Below are 19,614 nucleotides of genomic sequence, written 5' to 3' on the forward strand. Positions count from 1 at the left end.
CGGTCCCGGGCGAGGATGTCGCCATGGACAGCGACCTGAACGTGCTGGGCGGACCGCTGGAGGAGTGCGGGACCGATCCGGTCACCGGCTTCTACCGCGACGGCTGCTGCACGAGCGGCCCCGAAGACCTCGGCAGCCACACCGTCTGCGCGGTGATGACCGCGGACTTCCTCGCCCACCAGACCTCGGTCGGGAACGACTTGATCACACCCCGCCCCGAGTACAACTTCCAGGGTCTCGAGCCGGGGGACCGCTGGTGCGTGGTCGCCGCCCGCTGGCTCCAGGCGTACCACGCCGGCGCCGCGTCTCCCGTCGTACTCGCGTCCACCCACGCCCGTACGCTCGACACGATCCCGCTCACCGCGCTCCGCGAGCACGCGGTCGACGTACCGTCCGATCCGGGCTCATTGACCTGAGACGGTCACGGTCGGTTCTGGGCTCTGGCCTAGAGTTGGCCCCATGCAATTTGCGACGTTGACGGCCGGGGAAGTGCCGGGGGTTCCGAGTCTGGACGAGCTGCGGGAGATGAAGCCGCTGCAGCAGCCGGAATGGCCGGACGGGGCCGTGCTGGACCAAGTGATCCGTGAGCTCCGGACGCTGCCGCCGCTGGTGTTCGCCGGTGAGTGCGACGACCTGACCACGAAGATCGGCGCGGTCGCCCGCGGCGAGGCGTTCATCCTGCAGGGCGGCGACTGCGCCGAGACGTTCGCCGGCGTGACCGCGGAGAACATCCGGGCCAAGCTCCGGGTGCTCCTGCAGATGTCGGTCGTCCTGCAGTACGCCGCGAGCGTGCCCGTGGTGAAGATCGGCCGGATCGCCGGGCAGTACGCGAAGCCGCGGAGCTCCGGCGAGGAGACGCGGGACGGCGTCACACTGCCGTCGTACCGCGGTGATGCCGTCAACGGCTTCGACTTCACGCCCGAGTCGCGCATCCCGGACCCGAACCGGCTGCGCGGTGTCTACAACGCGGCCGCCGCGACGCTGAACCTGACCCGCGCGTTCACCACGGGTGGGTACGCCGACCTGCACCAGGTGCACGCCTGGAACACGGACTTCGTGAAGTCGTCGCCGGTCGGCCGCCGGTACGAGCAGCTGGCGTCGGAGATCGAGCGGGCGCTGGCGTTCATGCGGGCCTGCGGCGCGACGGCGGACGAGTTCAAGACCGTCGACTTCTACGCCTCGCACGAGGCGCTCATCCTCGAGTACGAACACGCCCTGACCCGGATCGACTCACGGACCGAGCAACCGTACGACGTGTCCGGCCACCTGCTCTGGGTGGGGGAGCGGACCCGTCAGCTGGACGGCGCGCACGTCGAGTTCCTGGCGTCGTTGTCGAACCCGCTCGGCGTCAAGATCGGCCCGACCACGACCCCGGAGTACATCCGGGCGTTGATCGACAAGCTGAACCCGAAGGGGATCGAGGGTCGGTTGACCTTCATCACGCGGATGGGTGCGGGCAAGATCCGCTCCGCGTTGCCGCCGTTGCTGGAGGCGGTGCGTGATCACGGCTCGCCGATCGCCTGGGTGTGCGACCCGATGCACGGCAACACGTTCGAGACCCCGAACGGGTACAAGACCCGCAACTTCGACGACGTGATGGACGAGGTGCAGGGCTTCTTCGACGCGCACGAGCAGGTAGGGACGTGGCCGGGCGGCGTACACATGGAGCTGACCGGCGACGACGTCACCGAGTGTCTCGGCGGCGGTGAGGAGCTGGTCGCGGAGGATCTCGTGAACCGGTACGAAACGGCCTGCGACCCGCGGCTGAACCGTCACCAGTCCCTGGAGCTCGCGTTCCTGGTCGCGGAGCGGCTGCGGGGCGCGCAGGCATGATCGATCTTCGCTCCGACACCGTCACGCGGCCGTCGGCCGAGATGCTGGCCGCGATGACGTCGGCGCCTTTGGGCGACGATGTGTACGGCGAGGATCCGACCGTCAACGAGCTTGAGGAGACGGTTGCGGGGCTGCTCGGGCATGAGGCCGGGCTGTTCACCGTCACCGGATCGCTCGCGAACATGCTCGGCGTACGGGCGTTGGTGCCGCGTGGCGGCGAGGTCCTGTGTGAGGCGAACGCGCACATCGTTCGCGCGGAGCTAGGGGCTCACGCGGCCGCCAGCGGCGTCACGACGCGGACCTGGAGCGCGCCGGGTGGGCAGATCGACCTGGAGCAGATCCGCGCGCTGATCGCGGCCGACCTCGGTCCGTATTTCGTGCGGACGTCCGCGGTCTCGGTCGAGAACACGCACAACTTCGGCGGGGGTGCGATCCAGCACGGGTACGACGCCCTTGCCGACGAGCTGGATGCCCGGGACATCCCGCTGCACCTGGACGGCGCTCGGCTGTGGAACGCGTCCGTGGCGTCGGGTGTGCCGGTCGCGGCCTATGCCTCGCGGGCTGCGGCCGCCAGCGTGTGCCTGTCCAAGGGCCTTGGTGCTCCCGTCGGCTCGGTGCTGGTCGGCTCAACGGAGCTGATCCGCGAGGCGCGGGTCTGGCGGAAGCGTCTCGGTGGCGGTTGGCGGCAGGCGGGCGTGCTCGCCGCGGCCGGGCTGTACGCCGTTGCGCACAACGTCGAGCGGCTCGCCTCCGACCACGCGAATGCTCGCGCGATCGCCGAGGTGTTGGCGGATGCTGCGCCTGGCTCGGTCAAGCCGGACCAGGTCGAGACGAATATCGTGGTCGCCGACCTGGCGAGTACCGGTCGCACGGTCGCCGAGGTGGTGGCCAGCGCGAAGGAGGCCGGCGTACTGGTCGGCGGTGTCGGCGCCACCCAGCTCCGGATCGTGACGCATCTCGACGCCTCCGCGGAGGACTGCCGCACGGCTGCGACAGTCCTCGCGCGTCTGGTCAGCTGAATCGGTAGGCGGCGATCGTCGGCCCGCTTGTCCCATGCACGTCACGAGACCCGCGAAGTGTTGAGCTTTCCGCTCGATGCCGTCGCTGCTCGACGCCCTCGGCACTAAGGGCACGGATGCGCCAGGTAGGCTGCGACTGTCGGGTTGCTGCGTTCGGGGAGAGCCGTGCGAGAGATCGTCGTGTTCAGCGGAAATGCCCATACCGAGTTGGCGGAGCAGATCTGTAGTGATCTCGGCGTACCGCTTTCACCGGTCGAGATCCATCGTTTCAGCAACGACTGCCTGCAGGTCCAACTCCAGGCGAACTGTCGGCAGCGAGACGTGTACATCGTGCAACCACTGGTGCCGCCGACGCAGGAGCACCTGATGGAGCTCCTGCTGATGATCGACGCCGCCCGCGGTGCGTCGGCCCAGCAGATCACCGCGGTGATCCCGCACTACGCGTACGCACGCTCCGACAAGAAGGACTCGTCCCGCATCTCGATCGGCGGCCGCCTCGTCGCGGACATGCTGACGACGGCCGGCGCTCACCGCGTCCTGACGATGGCACTGCATGCGCCGCAGGTCCACGGGTTCTTCTCCGTACCGGTCGACCACCTGACCGCGATCGGCGTACTCGCCGACCACTTCCGCGGCCGCGACCTCAGCGACACCGTCGTCGTCAGCCCCGACCTGGGCAACGCGAAAACCGCGACCCAGTTCGCCCGGCTCCTCGGCACCCCCGTCGCCGCCGGCAGCAAGCAGCGCCTGGCCGACGACCGGGTCGTCATCGACGCCATCGTGGGCGACGTAGCCGGCAAACGCGCGATCATCCTCGACGACGAGATCGCCACCGGCGGCTCCATCATCGAACTCCTCGACCGCCTCAAGGACCGCGGCTGCACGCAAGCCGCCGTAGCCTGCACCCACGGTCTCTTCGCCGGCCCCGCCGTCGAGCGCCTCCGCTCGCACCCCTCCATCACCGAAGTCATCAGCACCGACACCGTCCCCCGCCCCGACGGCTTCCCCGAACTGGAGGTCACGTCAGTAGCCGGCCTCTTCGCCGAAGCCATCAAACGAATCCACGACGGCGAATCGGTCAGCAGCCTCTTCGACGGCGTCGACCCAACCCACGCCCCGCCCCAACCCAAACTCCCCTTCTAAGGCGACTACGGGGTGACGATGGCGAAGTTCTTGTCGCCGGGATCCAGTACTGCGTTGAGTCGGGCGAGGACCGAGGCGTCCCCTGTCAGCTTCATGCCTGCGCTCGCGAGGGTGTCTGCCGACAACGTCCCCTGGGCAAGGACGGGTAGGGCGTGGCGGGTGGTGATCAGCTCCGCGTCGGCGTCGTCGCGTTGTGGTCGGGCGCTGTAGGTGAGGACACCGTTGGCGAGCCGGAGACGGTAGCGCTCGTCGGTGTCGGTGAGGACGATGTCGATGGTGAGCTGTTCGTTCCAGGCGGCGGGGCCGTTGACCTGGATTGCGATGGCGTCGAGGAGCATGGCTGGTGTGAGCTGTGCGATGACGTCGTGGGCGGCGGTCTCGGTCGGGGTGCCGAACTGCCCGTCGCGCAGTTCGATGGCGCCGGAGAGATAGAAGTCGCGCCAGGTGCCGTTCTCGGAGCCGTACCCGAGCTGCTCGTAGGTATCGGCCAGGATCTCCCGTGCGGGCGTGTGGTCCGGTTGGGCGAACACCGCGTGGTTGCCGAGCTCTGCCGCCCAGCGGTAGTCGCCGGCGTCGAACGCGCTGCGAGCTTTCTGTACGGCGTTGTCGATGCCGCCGACGAGTTCGACGTACCGCTTTGCTCGCTCGACCGGTGTGTGTTCCCACAGGTGTGCCGGGTTGCCGTCGAACCAGCCCAGGTAGCGCTGGTAGATGGCCTTCACGTTGTGGCTGATGCTGCCGTAGTACCCGTTGGTGTTCCAGGCGTTCTCCAGCGCGGGCGGCAGCGTGATCTCCTCGGCGATCTCTGGTCCGACCAGGCCTTTGTTCGCCAGCCGCAGGGTCTGGTCGTGGAGGTAGGCGTACAGGTCGCGCTGGGTGGAGAGGAACTCGACGACGCGGTCGTTGCCCCAGGTCGGCCAGTGGTGAGAGGCGAAGACGACGTCGACGTCGGCGCCGAACAGCTCGATGGTCTCGGTGAGGTACGTCGCCCATGCGTGCGGGTCGCGGACCACAGCGCCGCGAAGGGTGAGCAGGTTGTGCAGCGTGTGCGTGGCATCCTCCGCAGCGCAGAGCGCGTTGAAGGCGGGCAGGTACACCAGGAACTCCGAGGGCGCCTCGGTATCGGGTGCCATCTGGAAGACCATCCGGACGCCGTCGACAGTCGCTTCGTGACCGGTTGTCGTGACAACATCCGTCGGCTCGATCAGAGAGACGGTGCCGGTGGAGGTGGTCTGGCCGAGGCCGGCGCCGACGCCGCCCTGTGGTCCACGGACCAATGCCGCGCCGTACATGTAGCCCGCCCGCCGGCCCATCGCCGTACCGGCGTACACGTTCTCCACGATTGCGTCCTCGACGAAGCCCTCAGGAGCGAAGATCCGCACCTGGCCGGCGTCGACGTCGGCCTGGGAGATGAAGCCCTTGACGCCGCCGAAGTGGTCGACATGAGAGTGCGTGACCACGACCGCCTTCACCGGGCGGTCGCCGCGATGTTTGCGGTACAGCGCCAGTGCGGCCGCGCCGGTCTCCACCGACAGCAAGGTGTCGATCACGACGATGCCCTCGTCACCTTCGACGAGAGTGGTGTTCGACAGGTCCATGCCGCGAACCTGATAGATGCCGGGGACGACCTCGAAGAGTCCGTCGATCGCGGCCAGTTGCGACTGCCGCCACAGGCTCGGATGCACCGTGTCCGGGCAGCCGCCGGCGAGGAAGTCGTAGGTGGAGTTGTCCCACAGTACGGTGCCGTCCGCAGCGACGACGGGCTCGTCGATCGGTGAGATCAGCCCGCGGTTGGCATCCTCGAAGTCCCGCGTATCGGAGAACGGCAAGGATCCTGCGGCATCCCGGTGCTGAGAACGGATGGCGGCACTGGCTGGACGGGGAGTCGACGTCATATCCCGAGCCTGGGGGCACACCGAGTGCAGTGAATCACCCAATGAGGATGATCTGAGCCTCATCCGCGTGGGGTGAGGCGACCTGGTTGGGCCAGTAGTCAGGCTCTCGGGATAGACGCTCACCTAGGGGATCGGCCGCCTGTGGTCCTAGCAGGGAGATGGGATGGCGCACAGAGCGCGGGTCCTGTTCGGGTCGTTCGCCGGGTATCGGTCGCGTTGGCTGCGCCGGGACGTGGTCGCGGGCCTGACGGTATGGGCCGTGCTGGTGCCCGAGTCGCTGGCGTACGCCACGATCGCCGGTGTCCCTCCGGTGGTGGGACTGTACGCAGCAGTGCCGGCGCTGGTCCTGTACGCGATGGTTGGAAGCTCCCGGCACCTGGTGGTCGGCCCGATGTCGTCGACGGCAGCCCTGTCGGCAGGGATTGTCGGCACCTTCGCCGCGGGCGGCGGCGACCGGTACGTCGCGCTGTCAACCGCGCTCGCAATCATGACCGGAATCGTCTGTGTGGCCGCCGGGCTCGCGCGGCTCGGATTCCTGGCCTCGCTCATCTCCGAGCCGGTCTTGAAGGGCTTCATCGTCGGCCTGGCGCTGACGATCGTTGCCGGGCAGCTTCCCAAGCTCTTCGGGATCGAGGGCGGGGATGGCGACTTCTTCGCAAAGCTGTGGCACTTGCTCACGTCCCTGGGCCAGACCAATGGAGTAACGCTGGCGGTCGGCCTGCTCAGCCTGGTGGTCCTGCTCGGCCTGCGCCGGTGGCTTCCGCTCGTACCCGGATCTCTGGTGGCGGTCTTACTCGGCATTGCCGCCGTCGCCGTGCTCAACCTGGACCAGCACGGCGTGGCGATCGTCGGACCGATCCAGTCCGGCCTGCCGACGCTGGGACTCCCCTCCGGGCTGGGGATGGACGACTACCTCGCATTGGCGGGGCCGGCCGGGGGCGTGCTGCTGATCGGCTTCGCCGAGGGACTGGCGGCGGCGAAGACCTACGCCGCCCAGGCGGGCTACGACATCGACGCCAACCGGGAGCTGGTCGGTATGGGCACGGCCAACCTCGGCGCCGGGCTCGCGTCCGGAATGGTCGTCAACGGCAGCCTGTCCAAGACGGCCGTCAACGGCGGCGCCGGGGCCCGCTCCCAGCTCAGCGGTCTGACGGTCGCCACGCTCACGCTGCTGACGCTGCTGTTCCTGACCGGCCTGTTCGAGCAATTGCCGGAGGCAACCCTGGCCGCCGTCGTGATCGTCGCGGTCGTCGAGCTGATCGACATCCCCGCACTGCGCAGGCTGTACAAGGTCTGGACCGAACGGCTCGCCGGCATCTACGGCCCGGCCTCCCGCGCGGACTTCCTCGCCGCGATCACGGCAATGCTCGGCGTACTGATCTTCGACACCCTGCCCGGGCTGGTGATCGGCATCGTCGTCTCGATGACACTTCTGCTCTACCGGACCAGCCGACCACACGTAACCCAGCTGGTCCGCATAGCCGACTCGGACGGCCCCGGACTCTGGGTAGACGCCAGCCGGCACCCCGACCTTCACCCACCGCGGGGCGTCGTCGTGGTCCGCGTGGAGTCCGGCCTCTTCTTCGCCAACGCCGACCACGTCCGCGACCACATCCGCGCCCTCGCCACAGCCGGGACCAGCGCCGTGGTCCTCGACGGCGAGACCACCCCCTTCATCGACGTCACCGCGGCCCACATGCTCGACCAACTCACCCACGACCTGGCAGCCCACGACGTCCAGCTGTACTTCGCCCACGAGATCGGCCAAGTCCGCGACGTCGTGCACCACACCGAGAACGATCCCGAGCTCGTGATCTACCCAGACATCGACACCGCCGTCACCGCCGCCCGCGAGCACCCCCAACAACCCAGCAACTGACACCCCCGCCACACCGCCTTGCCGGAGGACCATGGTGAGACCGTTGCCGCGGACTTCGAGTTCGGCAGGTACGGCGTCGTCGTCTGGTCGAGCTGTGCGACGTACGGCGTTTACTGGCCGGCCAGCTTGGCCACCATCGGCGCGAGGGTGTCGGCGAAGTTGGCGCCGATGACGAAGTACGAGAAGCCGATCTCCTCGCGTCGGCGTTGGATCTCTTCGGCGGCTGCCGCGGGGTCACTCGGAAGGATGACGAGCGAGTCGGCGGCGCGGAGCGCAGCAGTGTCGAGGTTGGGCGCCGCCATGAACGGAGCGGGACTGTCTCCGACGGCGGCGACATGCTGGGCGAGCTCGATGTCGGTGCGGCCGGCAAAGTCGCGTACCCGCTTCGTGGTTTCAACCCGATCGTCGTCCGTTGCGAGTACGAACGTGACTGCGTCAGCGACTTCGAGCGCCAGCGCCTGCGACTTCGGTCCGCTCACCGCCATGACCACCGGCGTGTGCAGATCGGGGCCGTCAAATGTACGCAGAGCGGCCACGGTGTCGCGCATCCGGGTGCGACGCTCAGCGGGGGAGACGACCGGCTGTCCGAGTTCGACTTCGATGCCGGGTCGGCCGGCGCCGATGCCCATTTCGAACCGGCCTTCTGTGAGTACTGAGAGCGAGTGGGCTTCCCATGCTGTGCTCCATGGTTCGCGCAGTGCGGCGGCATAGACCCACGAGCCGATCCGCAGGTCACTGAGCGCGGCCGCGGTTGCCAGCGTGGGGCCAAGCGCTGGCTGCCAGGTAGGTACGTCGGGCATCAACAACGTCGAGTAACCGCTATCGGCGATGCGGCGCACACGGTCTCGCCACGTCGCCATGTCTGAAAGGATCGGCGCAACGACCCCGAAGCGGAAAGCTCTGGTCGCACGCCCAGCCTGGTCGTTCATCGTGGTTCTCCTCGAGTCTGGGACCTTGTCAGGTCCGGTTGCTCTATCCACGAACCCGCTACCCCCAATTCGACAACCCCACCCAAGAACGCCGGCCCGATGGGTCGCAAGGGTTCAGTGCCAGAAGGTCCAGCCTTCGGGGGCCTTCGGGAATGTGGGTGGGGGGTTCCAGCCTCGGAGTGGTCGCCAGTCCGGCGCAGCGGGTGGCCAGTTTGGGGGAGGGTGGAAGCGGTATCGCTTGTCTCGGAGTTGCCAGAACACTGACCACCCGGCCGCGACTACGGCCAACGTGAGGAGTGCCGCGCCGACTGCGGCGAATGTTGTGGGTTCGGGCCCGCACCCGGTCGCGTCCGGTGCGCAGGGGTCGGACGGAACTCCCAGCATCATCACGCCAAGGAATCCGAGTACTGCGAACACGCCCGACGCGCACCACCCAACCGTGATCAAGATCTTGTGGGTGGGCGCGTCGGAGAAGCCGTGAAACACGCGGGGGTCCGGGGGCGCTGACCAGCTCACGTCGTCATTACAGACCACGGACGTCGGAGTCCGGGCGACGTCGCCTCCTGTTGGCACCCAACCGTGACCTTCGAGCCAGTCTGTCAGCGGCGGCGGCCCCAGCGGCCCGCGCCGACGCCGGCCAGGTGGAGCGCGATGCACAGGAGGCCGGCCATTAACAGCGTCTGCGGCGTGAATGCGTCACTTACGCGGGCGTCGGCCCAGTCCAGAATGAGTGCCAGGCCAAAGATGACAGCGGCGATGATCGCGAACATTGCGTGCTCCTTCGAACGATCGGGCGGAAGTAGCCTTCAAGTACCCATCGGCTATTCCAGCCGCGAGCTGACCGCCGTACGAAATGAAATGTTTCCGGACTTGTCGCGGAGGGTAGAGGCGTCCCATTGATTTCGTTGACGATGCGCCTCAGGTTGCGGCTTTGGTGAGGAGGGCGATGATGATTTGCTGTTCGGCCTTCGCTTCATCTGAGCCGGTGCCGCCGCGGCCTGTTGTGAGGTGGGCCAGGTCGGACGGGGTCGAGCCGTGGTCGTTTGGCAGGCGGGGGTTGGCGCCTGCGCGGAGGAGTTGATCGACGGCGGCTGAGCAGCGGTTGCGGACTGCTCGGTGGAGGGGAGTGACGCCGCCGGCGGCAGTTGCGTTCGGGTCGGCCCCTGCTTCGATGAGGAACTCGATGATGGCTCGCTGAGCTGTCGGGTTCCAGTTCGTTGAGCCTGGTACGCCGTTGGCCGCGGCGTGCAAGGGTTGTGCGCTGCGTCGGTTTGGAGCGCTGATGTCGGCGCCGCGGGCGATCAGGTCTTGGGCGAGTTCGACGTCGTACGCGAAGGCCGCGGCGTGCAGTGCGGTGTCGCCTTCGTACAGCTGGGCGTGGCACTGGTCGATGAAGAACTCGTCGGGGCGCGCCAGGCGTGCCGTGACCAGCGACGGTGTGGCGTCGAGGGATGCCGTCACGGACCGTCGGTCGCCTGTTGCGATGGCCCTTAGCAGGCTGGGGAGGTCTTTCACATTACCTCGATAGGGACTACGCCCTTGCGGGTGTGCCCAGGCTTCTGAAGGTGAGTAGGACGAAAGGAATGGCGAGGAGGACTGCTCCTGCGATGGCCGATGCTGTGCTCGGTGTTCTGGTGCTGGAGTCCAGGAGGGCGTAGCGGATGATGAAGGCGAGGCCCAGGTTGATTGCGCCTACTGCGAAGATCGTCTGTGCGTCGCTCCATTTATCCACGTCCAGCACGTGTTTGGGCAGGTTGCTGATGCCCATCACAATCAGTCCGGTCGGAACGAGAGCGATGTACATGCTCAGCAGAAGCCACAAGATCTCGGTGAACTTGCCGCTCCAGCTGTCTTTACCCGTTACCAGCGCCACAATGCCGACCACTGCCGAATAGGCTCCCAATGCTTTCAGTACCTTGTCCATGCCGCCCCCTTGCTCCGATGGCAATCACGCCATCCGCGACGGCATCGGCCTAGCCGTCCGTCGCGCCCGCCCCGTCCCCCCCGGGATGAGGTCAGTGTGGCACCAGCACCTCATTCACGCCACGATCAATCCGCAGAGATTGCCCTAGGCCCATGAATTGCAACCTCTCCTTGATTCGGTGCGACTTTCGCTAACTAGGCTGGCGGTATGAGCCTCGACATTCCCGACCAGGTCCGCAAGACGGTCATGTCCGACGGGAACCAATCCTGGCTGGACGAGCTGCCAGCCGTGGTCGACTCGCTGTCCCAGGAGTGGTCTCTGACGATCGGGTCCAGCTTCGCGGGCGATCACGCAGCCCTGGCCGTCGAGGCCACGCTTGCTGACGGGACTCCGGCGGTCCTCAAGATCGGCGTACCGGGTCGCGACGTCGGGCCGGAGGCCACGGTGATGCGCCTGGCGAACGGAGAGGGATGCGCCAAGCTGTTGCGCGAAGACCTGGGTCGACAAGCCCTTCTGTTGGAGCGCCTTGGAGCCCCGATGTACGACGTCGTGGCCGACCCCGCGAGCCGGCACACGTTGCTGTGCGACGTGGCGGTTCGCTTGTGGCGTCCGATCGGTGCCGACGTTGACCTTCGAACCGGCGCGATGCTGGCCGAGCAGTACGCCGATCGGCTGCCGGAGCTATGGGAGCAGGCGGGGCGACCGTGTACGCCGGGCACCGTGGCGGATGCGCTGGAGTGCATGGATCGTCGTCGTGTCGCCCACGACGATCGGTCCGCGGTTCTGGTCCACGGCGATATCCACGAGATGAACGCGCTGCAGGCCAGTGACGGCACCTACAAGCTCATCGATCCAGCCGGACTTCGGGCCGAGCCGGCGTGCGATCTCGGCACCATCGTGCGCTGCAATCCCGACCTCGGCGACGACCTCCGGGCGCGGACAGAGCGACTGGCTTCGCGTACGGGCGTGGACGCCACCGCCATCTGGGAATGGGGAACCATCCACCGAGTCTTCAGCGGCGTCTACGCCTGCACCATCGACTTCCAGCCCTTCGGCAATCTCCTCCTAGCCGAAGCAGACCGCCTCACGGCATAGCCACCGGATAGGCGCGTTGCGGATGCGCAGCCCGTACTGGACGCCCGCCGGCCTCGGTATCGTCGGGGTATGGCGGGCTGGGAGAGTCTGCGGGTGGACCTGCTGCGGTTGCGTGAGGAGTCACCGGGCGCGCTCGTGGTGTGGCCGAGTCCCCACACCGAACGGCGGTCCGAGCGGCGATTTCGGATCGTATTGGCGGCCTGGGCGACCGAGATTGCGGACACGCTGAAGGCGAAGTACGGCGATGTGGTGGATCTGCAGGTCGGGGCGATGACCTTTCCAGGCGGGGAGTTGGTGGCGAGTGAGTCTGCCCTCCAGTTGCCGGGAGTCCCTGCCGAGGCTGCCGGGCTCGACGTCGAGCAACGTGGGACGCGGCGGACTCCCGATTGAGGCTCAGCAGAGTCGGCCCGTGACTGTGTTGGTTGGTACGGCGTCGGTGGTTCCTGAGTTGGGGTATGCGGTTCCGCCGGGGGAGTGGAAGCTGGTTGTCTTGTTGCAGACCGACGAGGGGTTCGTGGTGTCGGGGCCGTTGGAGATCATGGTTACGCCGTAGAGACGGATGGGAGCTGGCCTTGAGCGAGCAGGGGTGGCAGCGGTTTGTGGCTGCGGAGGGTGGGGGCGACTGGGTGGTGCTGCACGGCGGCGCGGTGGCGACCTTCCCGGTGGCGTCGCTGGTTGAGGCGGCGCGGTTGGCTGAGGCGGTGGCTCAGGTTGCCGGGGCGGACGTGATTCTGACCTTGACCGATCGCCAGCTCACTGTGCGGTTGGCGCGTGGTGTCTTTCGGTTGGAGGACGCGCATGTTGAGGTGGCTCGGGCGGTGTCCGCGGTAGCTCGAGCGCAGGGTGCGACGGCTGATCGGAGCCTGGCGCAGGAGGTGTCGTTTGCTGTGGCGGCTCAGCCTGACGCGATTGACGTCGGGTTCTGGCGTGCGGTCCTTGGGTACGACGAATTGGACTACGACAACGCCGTCGACCCGCTCGGCCACGGATCGACGGTCTGGATGCAGGACCTTGACCCGAACAAGCCCCTGCGACACGCGATGCACGTCGATGTGTCCGTCGCCCGCGAACAGGCTGAGCAGCGCCTGGCCGCGGCCCTGGCGGCCGGCGGCCGGATCGTCGACGATTCCACCGCCCCAGGCGCCTGGATCCTCGCCGACCGCGCCGGAAACAAGGTCTGCATAGCCGCCTGGCCAGACGGCGCCCCCGGCCTGCCGCCCTTTTCGCCGATGTAGCCGAACCGGGCGCGGTCGTGAAATCAGTGTGGCTTGGCGGATAGTGTCGGTGGGGTGAGATGGCTGGAGGACGGGTCGGCGGGGGCGGTTGGGGAGGCGTTGGAGGAAGTTGGGCTCGGCGGATACTCGGTGGTGGTTCGGGAATCGGTCGGCGGCGACCCGACGTGGTGGTCGGCCAGTGCGGTTGTGGGTGGTCGCTACGTCGTGAAGTTCGCGTGGTCGCAGCCTGCGGCGTTGCGGTTGGCGCATGAGATCGCCGTTTTGGCAGCGTTGACACCGACAGTTCCGTACCTGCCGGAGGTGGTTGCCAGTGGCACCGATCCGTTGTTGTTGGCGACTGCGCTGGTGCCTGGCGAGTCGTTGTTCGAGGTTGTGGACTCGATCGACCGGGACGAGGCCGGCCGGCAGCTCGCTGAGTTCCTCGGCGAGTTGCACCATCAAACAGAACATGACTTCCCCGCCGCATCGTTGCAGCCGGCCACGACCGACGTACTGCGGGAGCAGTTCCCGAAATGGGCCCGCCCGGATCAGCGCGCTGAGGTGATCAGCTGGTGCGACTGGGCGGACGACGTACTCGCGACGCCAGGTCCGCAGGTGCTGGTGCACGGCGACCTGCACGGCGGGAATCAGGTGTGGGACCAAGGGAAGCTCCGCGCTGTTGTGGATTTCGAGACCGCGGGTCTCGCTGATGCGGAGTACGACCTGCGGGCATTCCCTGGCACCGGCCCGGGCGTCGAGTTGCTGATGGCCACCATCCGTCACTACCCGCAAGAGTTGTCGGTCGAGCGGGTGATGGCGTGGCATCTGCGTACGGCGCTCGCAGACGCCCTGTGGCGAAGCGAATCCGGCGTACCGCTGCCGGACCACCGCACTCCGGAAGCGTGGGTCGATGACCTGGCGGACCGATTCGAAGCGCTGGGTATCAACCCCCAAGGCTGAAGTCCTTGTCCACGGCCCGGCAAGAGTGGCCTACTGGGACTCAGAAGGGGGGAGATGTGATGAAGCCTTTTGCGGTGCAGGCAGGTGACGGGGTGAGGCTCCCGACTCCCATCAAGGGGTCGGTTGTGGTCATGGCGGATACGCTGCAGACCAATGGATCGCTGACGGTGCTGGAGCTGGAGATACCGGCGTACGACGGCCCGGCGGCACATACGCACCTGCGTGAGGACGAGGTCTGGTACGTCCTCGACGGTGACTTCCGGTTCAAGGCCGGCGACCAGATGCTGCGAGCCACGACCGGCGGCATGGCCTTCGGCCCACGTGGGCTGCCGCATGCCTTCCAGAACATCGGCGACACGGTGGGAAGGCTGCTGATCATCACCACGCCGTCAGGTGTCGAGCGGTTCTTCGAGCAGGCCGGCAAGATGTCGCAACCGGTAGACCCCGAAGAGCTCGCCGCGATCGGCCGGGCCAACTGGGTCGAGTTCGGCGGCCCGCCGCTCGCGGTTTCCGACCCGCTCTAGCGAAGCTTGTTGGTCGCGAGCCAGTTGTCGACGTGGCTCATGGTGGTTCGGAGGATGTCGCCGAACAGGATCATGTGGTCGGCGTCGAGGAGTTCCTGGTAGGTGGCGTTGCGGTACTTCGCGGCCGTGGCGCGACAGACTGCTGGTACGACGGTGCGGTCCTGGGCGCCGCCGAAGATCAGGACCGGGCCGGCGATAGCTGAGTAGTCGACGCGGGACGCCTTGCGGCGGTCGAGCTGGGGGAAGGCCATCTCGCAGTACGCGCGGCCCGATTCACAGACGAGGTCCGCGAAGAGCGCGCGCGAGGCCTCCTCCGTCTGCGTGATCCGGCCGCCGACATGGAACTTGTCCCAGGTCGGCCGGAGCGGCTTGGTCCACGGCCGCGGCTGGAGGTAGTGGCTCAGGAACAGACGGCTCATCGACGGGTACATCGCGAAGATCCCTGCCCCCGGCGCTGGGCACACGCAGATCAGACCGGCATGCTTGGTCCGCGCCGCGACGAGCTGCGCCAGCAACCCACCCAACGAATGTCCGAGGATCAGCGGCGGCGAGTCGAGCGACTCACACAGCTCAACCAGGTCATCCGCGTAGTCCGTCAGACTGAGCGACGCGATCTGCGCTGCGCCTTCCTCCAAGGGCAGCTCGTGGTGGCGCAGCGTCGGCGTATGAACGACGAACCCACGATCCTCGAAGGCGGAACGCGCCTCGTGGAAGTGACTCCCGCGACCCCAGGTCCCGTGAATGAGAACAACATGCTCGACATCGCTCATGTCGCCGAAACCTATCCGACCGGAGCGTGGAGCGCGCTCAAGCCGCTCCGAGTGGTGCCGTCGGGAGTGGACTCACCGGTTCAGCGCGCTGCGGCGGCATTCATTCATAGGATGGCTTGTATGGCGGACTCGGTGCGGATCGGTGTGGTCGGGGCGGGCAGCATCTCGGTGCGGGGGATCTTGCCGCATTTGTCGCAGCCCGATCTTGCGGGACGGGTGACCCTTGCCGCGGTGTGCGATCCGGTCGCCGGGCGGGCGGAGGCGGCGGCTGAGCGGTTCGGGGTGGAGCGAGGGTTTACGGAGTACGAGGAGCTGTTGGCTCGGGGTGATGTGGATGCGGTGACGATTGCGTCGCCGATCGGGTTGCACTACGAGCAGGGGAAGCTCGCGTTGCAGGCCGGCAAGCATGTGCACTTCAACAAGACCATGACGCTGACAGTGGCCGAGGCCACCGAGTTGATCGAGCTCGCGGCCGCCAACGAGCTGCGGATCGTTGCCTCGCCGGGGGAGATGCTGCGTCCGCACCACATCCGCACGCGTGAGCTCATCGCCGAGGGTGCGATCGGCACGTTGTCATGGGTGAGCTGCGGCGCGTCGTTCGGCACCTATCACGAGAACGAGTCCGTGCGCGGCGGCAGCGACGTACTGAGCAACATCGACCCGTCGTGGTACTTCCGCAAACCCGGCGGCGGACCGATGTACGACATGACGGTCTACGCCCTGCACACGGTCACCGGCATCCTCGGTACGGCGAAGCGCGTGACGGCGATGTCCGGCGTACGGATCCCCGTCCGCAGCAGCGGAGGCGGCGACGTACAGACCGATGCCGACGACAACACCATCGTGCTGATCGACTTCGGCGACAACGTGTACTGCGTCGCGACCGGCACCGCCGCGGGACCGATCCGCGGCGGTTTCGGCGGCGCGTACTACGGCACGGAAGGCACGATCGACGGCCTCCTGCTCAACGGCGAACCGTTCGACTTCCCCAACCGCGACCCCGCCGAGCTCGCACCGCGCGGCTCGGGCAACCAGGCCCTCCTCCCGCACGTCACCGGCGCGCACCGCGACATCGAGGAGCAGCACGTGTACGAGGACGTCATGCAGCTCGTCGACTGGGTCCGCGACGGCACGCCGTCCATCGTCACCGCCGAACACGCCCGCCACGTCATCGACATCATCGAATCCGCCTACCGCGCCGCCGCCACCGGCCAGACCCAGGAACTCACCACCACCTTCTAACCCTCGCAGCAAACCCGATGAAGCCATTCGGGCTCGTGCCACCAGTAGGTGTCGTCGTGGGAGTGTGCCTGTTCGCGGGTGAGCGGTTGCGGAGCGTTGACCACCCGGACCGCGGGCTCGATCCGATTGCCGACCTGATACGGCGCCAGCAGCTCGTCGACCGTGTAGTGGTTGCCTGCGACAACGACCTGTGAGACGGCGGCGGCCGCGCGGATGTCGGCCAGCGGATCTCCGGCGACGAACGACAGGTCGGCCTGGGCTCCGGGTTTCACGACGCCGAGTTTGTCCTCCAAACAGAGCCAGCGCGCCGGATTGCGCGTCGCCGTGGTGAGAGCCTCGTACGGCGTGAACCCGCCGGCCACCATCGACCGCAGATTGGCGTGCAGCGAGACCGCCATGTTGTCCAACGGCGTATCGGTCCCGGAGATCACCAACCCGCCGCCACGATGGATCCGCAGGACCATGTCGACGTTCCCGCGCAGCAGCTCGCGAGTCGTGACGCCGGCAGGCCCACGAGCAGTGTTCACCTCGGCCATCAACGCGTTGTACTCCCACGACGGATACAGCGTCGTCGTACGCCGGTCCGTCAGCAGCGATGGATCGTCAACGTGAGCCATCGTCGAGTTGAACAACGTCGGCGTCACGGACAGCCCGGCCCGCGTGAACAGCGTGACCACATCGGCGTACGCGCGCCCGAGCCGACTGACCGTGTGCGAGTACCCGAGCCGGTTGGTCGCCCCGGTGTGCTCCATTCCGTCCATCCCGAGGTGCTCAGCCGGGTAGAGGTAATGCGACGACAACTGCAGCCCGAGCCGATGCACCGCAGCGATCGCCCGCCGCTGGTACTCGATCGGCAACCGCACGTACGTCTTCACCAAGTCGTACGCGAGACCCTCAACGCGATCGAGCTCCAGGCCGAGCTGCTGCACGGACAACGTCGGCCGCATGAAGTTGTAGTACACCCGCGACCCGTCGATCGCCTCGCCCGTCGCGAAGTACCGCGGCCCGCGCAAAGCGCCGCTGATCAAGGCCTCGCGTGTCTCCTGCATCTGGTACGCCGGATCGCCCGGCGACCGCGTCGACGTGATGCCATAGGCAAGCCAAAGGTTCCCCTGCCGCGCACCCCAGGCCCGCCCGCGCAGATGCCAATGGTTGTGCGCATCAACGAGTCCCGGCATCGCGGTGAGCTTCGACGCATTGATGTCGGCGCGGCCGTGATGCGGACGTACGGCGGCGATCCGCGACCCGTCCAGTACGACGTCGACGTCGCGCCGGAGCGAGGTCGACCGGCCGTCCCACAGCGCTCCGGCGTGGATCGTGACGTGCTGGTTGACCGTGGCCCGCCGGTAGGACAGGTCGATCCGGATCGTCTCCGGCCGGCCGCCGTTGATCGTTGTCCTGCGCAACTTCCCGTTCGACAGGTAGAGCAGCGTGCGACTGTCCTGCCAGACCGGCGAGTCCGTGACCTCGCCGGTGATCGCACGTGGCGAGCCGGTGAATCGGCCGCGGGCGTCGACCGGTACGACGTACAGCAGGCTCTCGACGACGAAGGCGAGCTGCGTGCCGTCGGGGGAGAAGACCGGCCCGTCGTCGCCGCGGGTGGCGAGCGAGCGGAACGGCATCGGTTCGACGTACTCGAGGGCGGCCGTCTCGACATCGACGTACAGAAGTTGGCTCGTGCCCTCGCGGAACCGTTTGGAGAAAGGCTTCACCGCGGCGAGGACGAGGGTGCGACCGTCGCGCGACCAGCTGACCCGGCCGGGTTGGAAGAGCGTCGGCGTGACCTGTCGAACCTCGCCGGACGCGATAGTGAGCACCCAGGCGATCCCGTCCTGGTCCTGGTAGGCGATCTGCTGACCATCCGGTGAGAAGCGTGGGGCAGTCTGGGCGCCCGGCAGGCCGGACAGTTTGGTGTCCACGCCCGAAGCCAGATCATGCAGCCAGAGATCCGCTGTGCCGTCGCGATCGCTTGCGTACAGCAACTTCGTGCCGTCCGGCGAGAAGTCCGGATCCGAGTTGAAGTAGCCGTCAGCAACCAGTTTGCGCGGCTCGCTGGAGCCCACCAGCCAGAGCGCGTTCAACGCCCGGAACGCGATCCACTTCCCGTCCGGCGACACCGTCGGACTCGCGATCCCGCGGACCGCACGCTTCCCGGAAGACTCGAGATCAGGCGCCTTCGGCCGCGGCCGTTTCGACGTGACCGGAACCGTCGCCTGGAAGGGTACGACGCCACCCTGGTAGCGATGGACCGTGCCGTCGGCGGTGTAGAAGAGGCCCGCGGAGGGCCAGGACGGCGGCAGCGCAAAGACGTCTTCACCGGTCGTCACTTGCTTGCCATCCACAACAAGATCGCACGTCGGACCAGTCAGCCGCACGTACGCGAGCTCGCCATCAGGCGAGTACGACGGCCCGAACAAACTGATCCCGCTCTGCGCGGCAACAAGCGTCGTACGGACGTTTGTCGTGAGATCGAGCTCAACGATCGCGCTGGTATCAACGGTGAAGGCAACCTTCAAGCCGTCAGGCGACACGGCCGGCTCGGCCTCCTCGCTGGCCTCGTCGGTGAGCGCCACGATCGCGCCGCTCGCGAGGTCCAGGCGATGGATCCCGTAGCTGCCGCCACGGTCCGAGGAGAACACGATCGAGCGGCCGTCCGGCGTGACATGCGGCTCGCGGTCGTCGAACCGTCCGCTCGTCAACTGGCGGAGCCCGCTGCCGTCCGGCCGGATCGACCAGAGGTGGAAGTTCCCGTCCCGATAGGACTGGAACACGATCGACTTCCCGTCCGGCGACCAGCGCGGCCGGGTCGCGTCTTGCAGGTCGTCGGTGAGCCGGCGCGAGGTTCCGCCCGCAGCCGGCGTCACCCAGATCGCCGTCACCAGGTCGAACGCCAGCCACTTCCCGTCCGGCGACACGGACACCATGAAGTTGGTGCCTTCCCGAAGTACTGCCTGATTCCCAGCAGCTTCAGCAGTCGAGCTCGGCAGTTGTACGGCGCCGACCGCGGCGACTCCGCCGCTGAGTTGCAGCGCACGACGCCGCGAGATGCTCCACGATCCAGGGTTCTCGGTCATGATCCGGATCCAATCCCTAGGGGGCGGTGGGACCTCTCCGAATCTGCCAGGACCGTCCGCACGGCACGATCCTGACCGGCGCGCCTCGCGCCCAACGGCCGCTAGCGTGCGAC

The 19,614-nt window shown here is 67.3% G+C and carries 19 protein-coding genes; 12 read left to right on the forward strand and 7 right to left on the reverse strand.

The genetic code is table 11. The annotated features are described in order from the left end of the window. Positions 1–23: 23 nt before the first annotated feature. The 4 genes from ACQPYH_RS16390 to ACQPYH_RS16405 all read left to right on the forward strand — a co-directional run bounded on the left by ACQPYH_RS16390 (position 24) and on the right by ACQPYH_RS16405 (position 3,995). Positions 24–416 (forward strand): DUF2237 family protein, encoded by a 393-nt coding sequence (locus ACQPYH_RS16390; protein ID WP_432892213.1) that lies wholly within the window; start codon positions 24–26, stop codon positions 414–416. A 43-nt stretch (positions 417–459) separates the two neighbouring features. Beyond that, positions 460–1,833, forward strand: a complete 1,374-nt coding sequence (locus ACQPYH_RS16395) for a class II 3-deoxy-7-phosphoheptulonate synthase (RefSeq protein ID WP_432892214.1) — start codon at positions 460–462, stop codon at positions 1,831–1,833. Continuing rightward, entirely contained in the window at positions 1,830–2,852 is a 1,023-nt protein-coding gene (locus ACQPYH_RS16400; protein WP_432892215.1) for a threonine aldolase family protein, read from the forward strand. The genes ACQPYH_RS16395 and ACQPYH_RS16400 overlap by 4 nt, the downstream gene beginning before the upstream one ends. Before the next feature lie 165 nt (positions 2,853–3,017). Continuing rightward, on the forward strand, positions 3,018–3,995 hold the full coding sequence (locus tag ACQPYH_RS16405) for a ribose-phosphate diphosphokinase (protein WP_432892217.1): 978 nt from the start codon (positions 3,018–3,020) through the stop codon (positions 3,993–3,995). Between the two features lie 5 nt (positions 3,996–4,000). Here the strand turns inward: ACQPYH_RS16405 and ACQPYH_RS16410 are convergent, their stop codons facing one another. Beyond that, positions 4,001–5,824, reverse strand: a complete 1,824-nt coding sequence (locus ACQPYH_RS16410; RefSeq protein WP_432892219.1) for an alkyl/aryl-sulfatase — start codon at positions 5,822–5,824, stop codon at positions 4,001–4,003. 229 nt (positions 5,825–6,053) lie between these two features. Here ACQPYH_RS16410 and ACQPYH_RS16415 point away from each other — a divergent pair, with 229 nt between their 5' ends. Further along, positions 6,054–7,769, forward strand: a complete 1,716-nt coding sequence (locus ACQPYH_RS16415) for a SulP family inorganic anion transporter (protein ID WP_432892221.1) — start codon at positions 6,054–6,056, stop codon at positions 7,767–7,769. Between the two features lie 110 nt (positions 7,770–7,879). Here the strand turns inward: ACQPYH_RS16415 and ACQPYH_RS16420 are convergent, their stop codons facing one another. From ACQPYH_RS16420 to ACQPYH_RS16435, 4 genes are all read right to left on the reverse strand, one after another. Then, positions 7,880–8,698, reverse strand: a complete 819-nt coding sequence (locus tag ACQPYH_RS16420; protein WP_432892223.1) for an LLM class flavin-dependent oxidoreductase — start codon at positions 8,696–8,698, stop codon at positions 7,880–7,882. A 599-nt stretch (positions 8,699–9,297) separates the two neighbouring features. Then, complete coding sequence (locus tag ACQPYH_RS16425) at positions 9,298–9,468, reverse strand: hypothetical protein (RefSeq protein WP_198681871.1); 171 nt, start codon at positions 9,466–9,468, stop codon at positions 9,298–9,300. Between the two features lie 148 nt (positions 9,469–9,616). Further along, positions 9,617–10,159 (reverse strand): ankyrin repeat domain-containing protein, encoded by a 543-nt coding sequence (locus tag ACQPYH_RS16430; protein ID WP_432892225.1) that lies wholly within the window; start codon positions 10,157–10,159, stop codon positions 9,617–9,619. Positions 10,160–10,229: 70 nt separating this feature from the next. Further along, positions 10,230–10,622, reverse strand: a complete 393-nt coding sequence (locus ACQPYH_RS16435; protein WP_432892227.1) for a hypothetical protein — start codon at positions 10,620–10,622, stop codon at positions 10,230–10,232. A gap of 207 nt (positions 10,623–10,829) precedes the next feature. Between ACQPYH_RS16435 and ACQPYH_RS16440 the strand changes: the two genes are divergently transcribed. From ACQPYH_RS16440 to ACQPYH_RS16465, 6 genes are all read left to right on the forward strand, one after another. Beyond that, positions 10,830–11,717 carry an aminoglycoside phosphotransferase family protein gene (locus ACQPYH_RS16440; protein ID WP_432892229.1) on the forward strand — a complete coding sequence of 296 codons (888 nt, stop codon included), beginning with the start codon at positions 10,830–10,832 and terminating at the stop codon, positions 11,715–11,717. A 69-nt stretch (positions 11,718–11,786) separates the two neighbouring features. Further along, positions 11,787–12,107 carry a hypothetical protein gene (locus ACQPYH_RS16445; RefSeq protein ID WP_432892230.1) on the forward strand — a complete coding sequence of 107 codons (321 nt, stop codon included), beginning with the start codon at positions 11,787–11,789 and terminating at the stop codon, positions 12,105–12,107. 19 nt (positions 12,108–12,126) lie between these two features. Then, positions 12,127–12,270 carry a hypothetical protein gene (locus ACQPYH_RS16450; protein WP_432892231.1) on the forward strand — a complete coding sequence of 48 codons (144 nt, stop codon included), beginning with the start codon at positions 12,127–12,129 and terminating at the stop codon, positions 12,268–12,270. 19 nt (positions 12,271–12,289) lie between these two features. Continuing rightward, positions 12,290–12,952, forward strand: a complete 663-nt coding sequence (locus ACQPYH_RS16455) for a VOC family protein (protein ID WP_432892233.1) — start codon at positions 12,290–12,292, stop codon at positions 12,950–12,952. Positions 12,953–13,006: 54 nt separating this feature from the next. Beyond that, positions 13,007–13,891 carry a phosphotransferase family protein gene (locus ACQPYH_RS16460; protein ID WP_432892235.1) on the forward strand — a complete coding sequence of 295 codons (885 nt, stop codon included), beginning with the start codon at positions 13,007–13,009 and terminating at the stop codon, positions 13,889–13,891. A 131-nt stretch (positions 13,892–14,022) separates the two neighbouring features. Beyond that, positions 14,023–14,415 carry a cupin domain-containing protein gene (locus ACQPYH_RS16465; RefSeq protein ID WP_432892236.1) on the forward strand — a complete coding sequence of 131 codons (393 nt, stop codon included), beginning with the start codon at positions 14,023–14,025 and terminating at the stop codon, positions 14,413–14,415. On the opposite strand, the gene ACQPYH_RS16470 is transcribed toward ACQPYH_RS16465, so the two are convergent. After that, complete coding sequence (locus ACQPYH_RS16470; protein WP_432892237.1) at positions 14,412–15,185, reverse strand: alpha/beta hydrolase; 774 nt, start codon at positions 15,183–15,185, stop codon at positions 14,412–14,414. The genes ACQPYH_RS16465 and ACQPYH_RS16470 overlap by 4 nt on opposite strands. A 120-nt stretch (positions 15,186–15,305) precedes the next feature. On the opposite strand from ACQPYH_RS16470, the gene ACQPYH_RS16475 reads away from it, so the two are divergent. After that, positions 15,306–16,427, forward strand: coding sequence for a Gfo/Idh/MocA family protein (locus tag ACQPYH_RS16475; protein WP_432892239.1), 1,122 nt, complete (start codon positions 15,306–15,308; stop codon positions 16,425–16,427). Here ACQPYH_RS16475 and ACQPYH_RS16480 read toward each other — a convergent pair. Continuing rightward, complete coding sequence (locus ACQPYH_RS16480; protein ID WP_432892241.1) at positions 16,424–19,501, reverse strand: amidohydrolase family protein; 3,078 nt, start codon at positions 19,499–19,501, stop codon at positions 16,424–16,426. The two genes, ACQPYH_RS16475 and ACQPYH_RS16480, sit on opposite strands and share 4 nt — an antisense overlap. Positions 19,502–19,614: the final 113 nt, after the last annotated feature.

The sequence above is a fragment of the Kribbella sp. CA-245084 genome (assembly GCF_050942355.1).
GTDB lineage: Bacteria > Actinomycetota > Actinomycetes > Propionibacteriales > Kribbellaceae > Kribbella.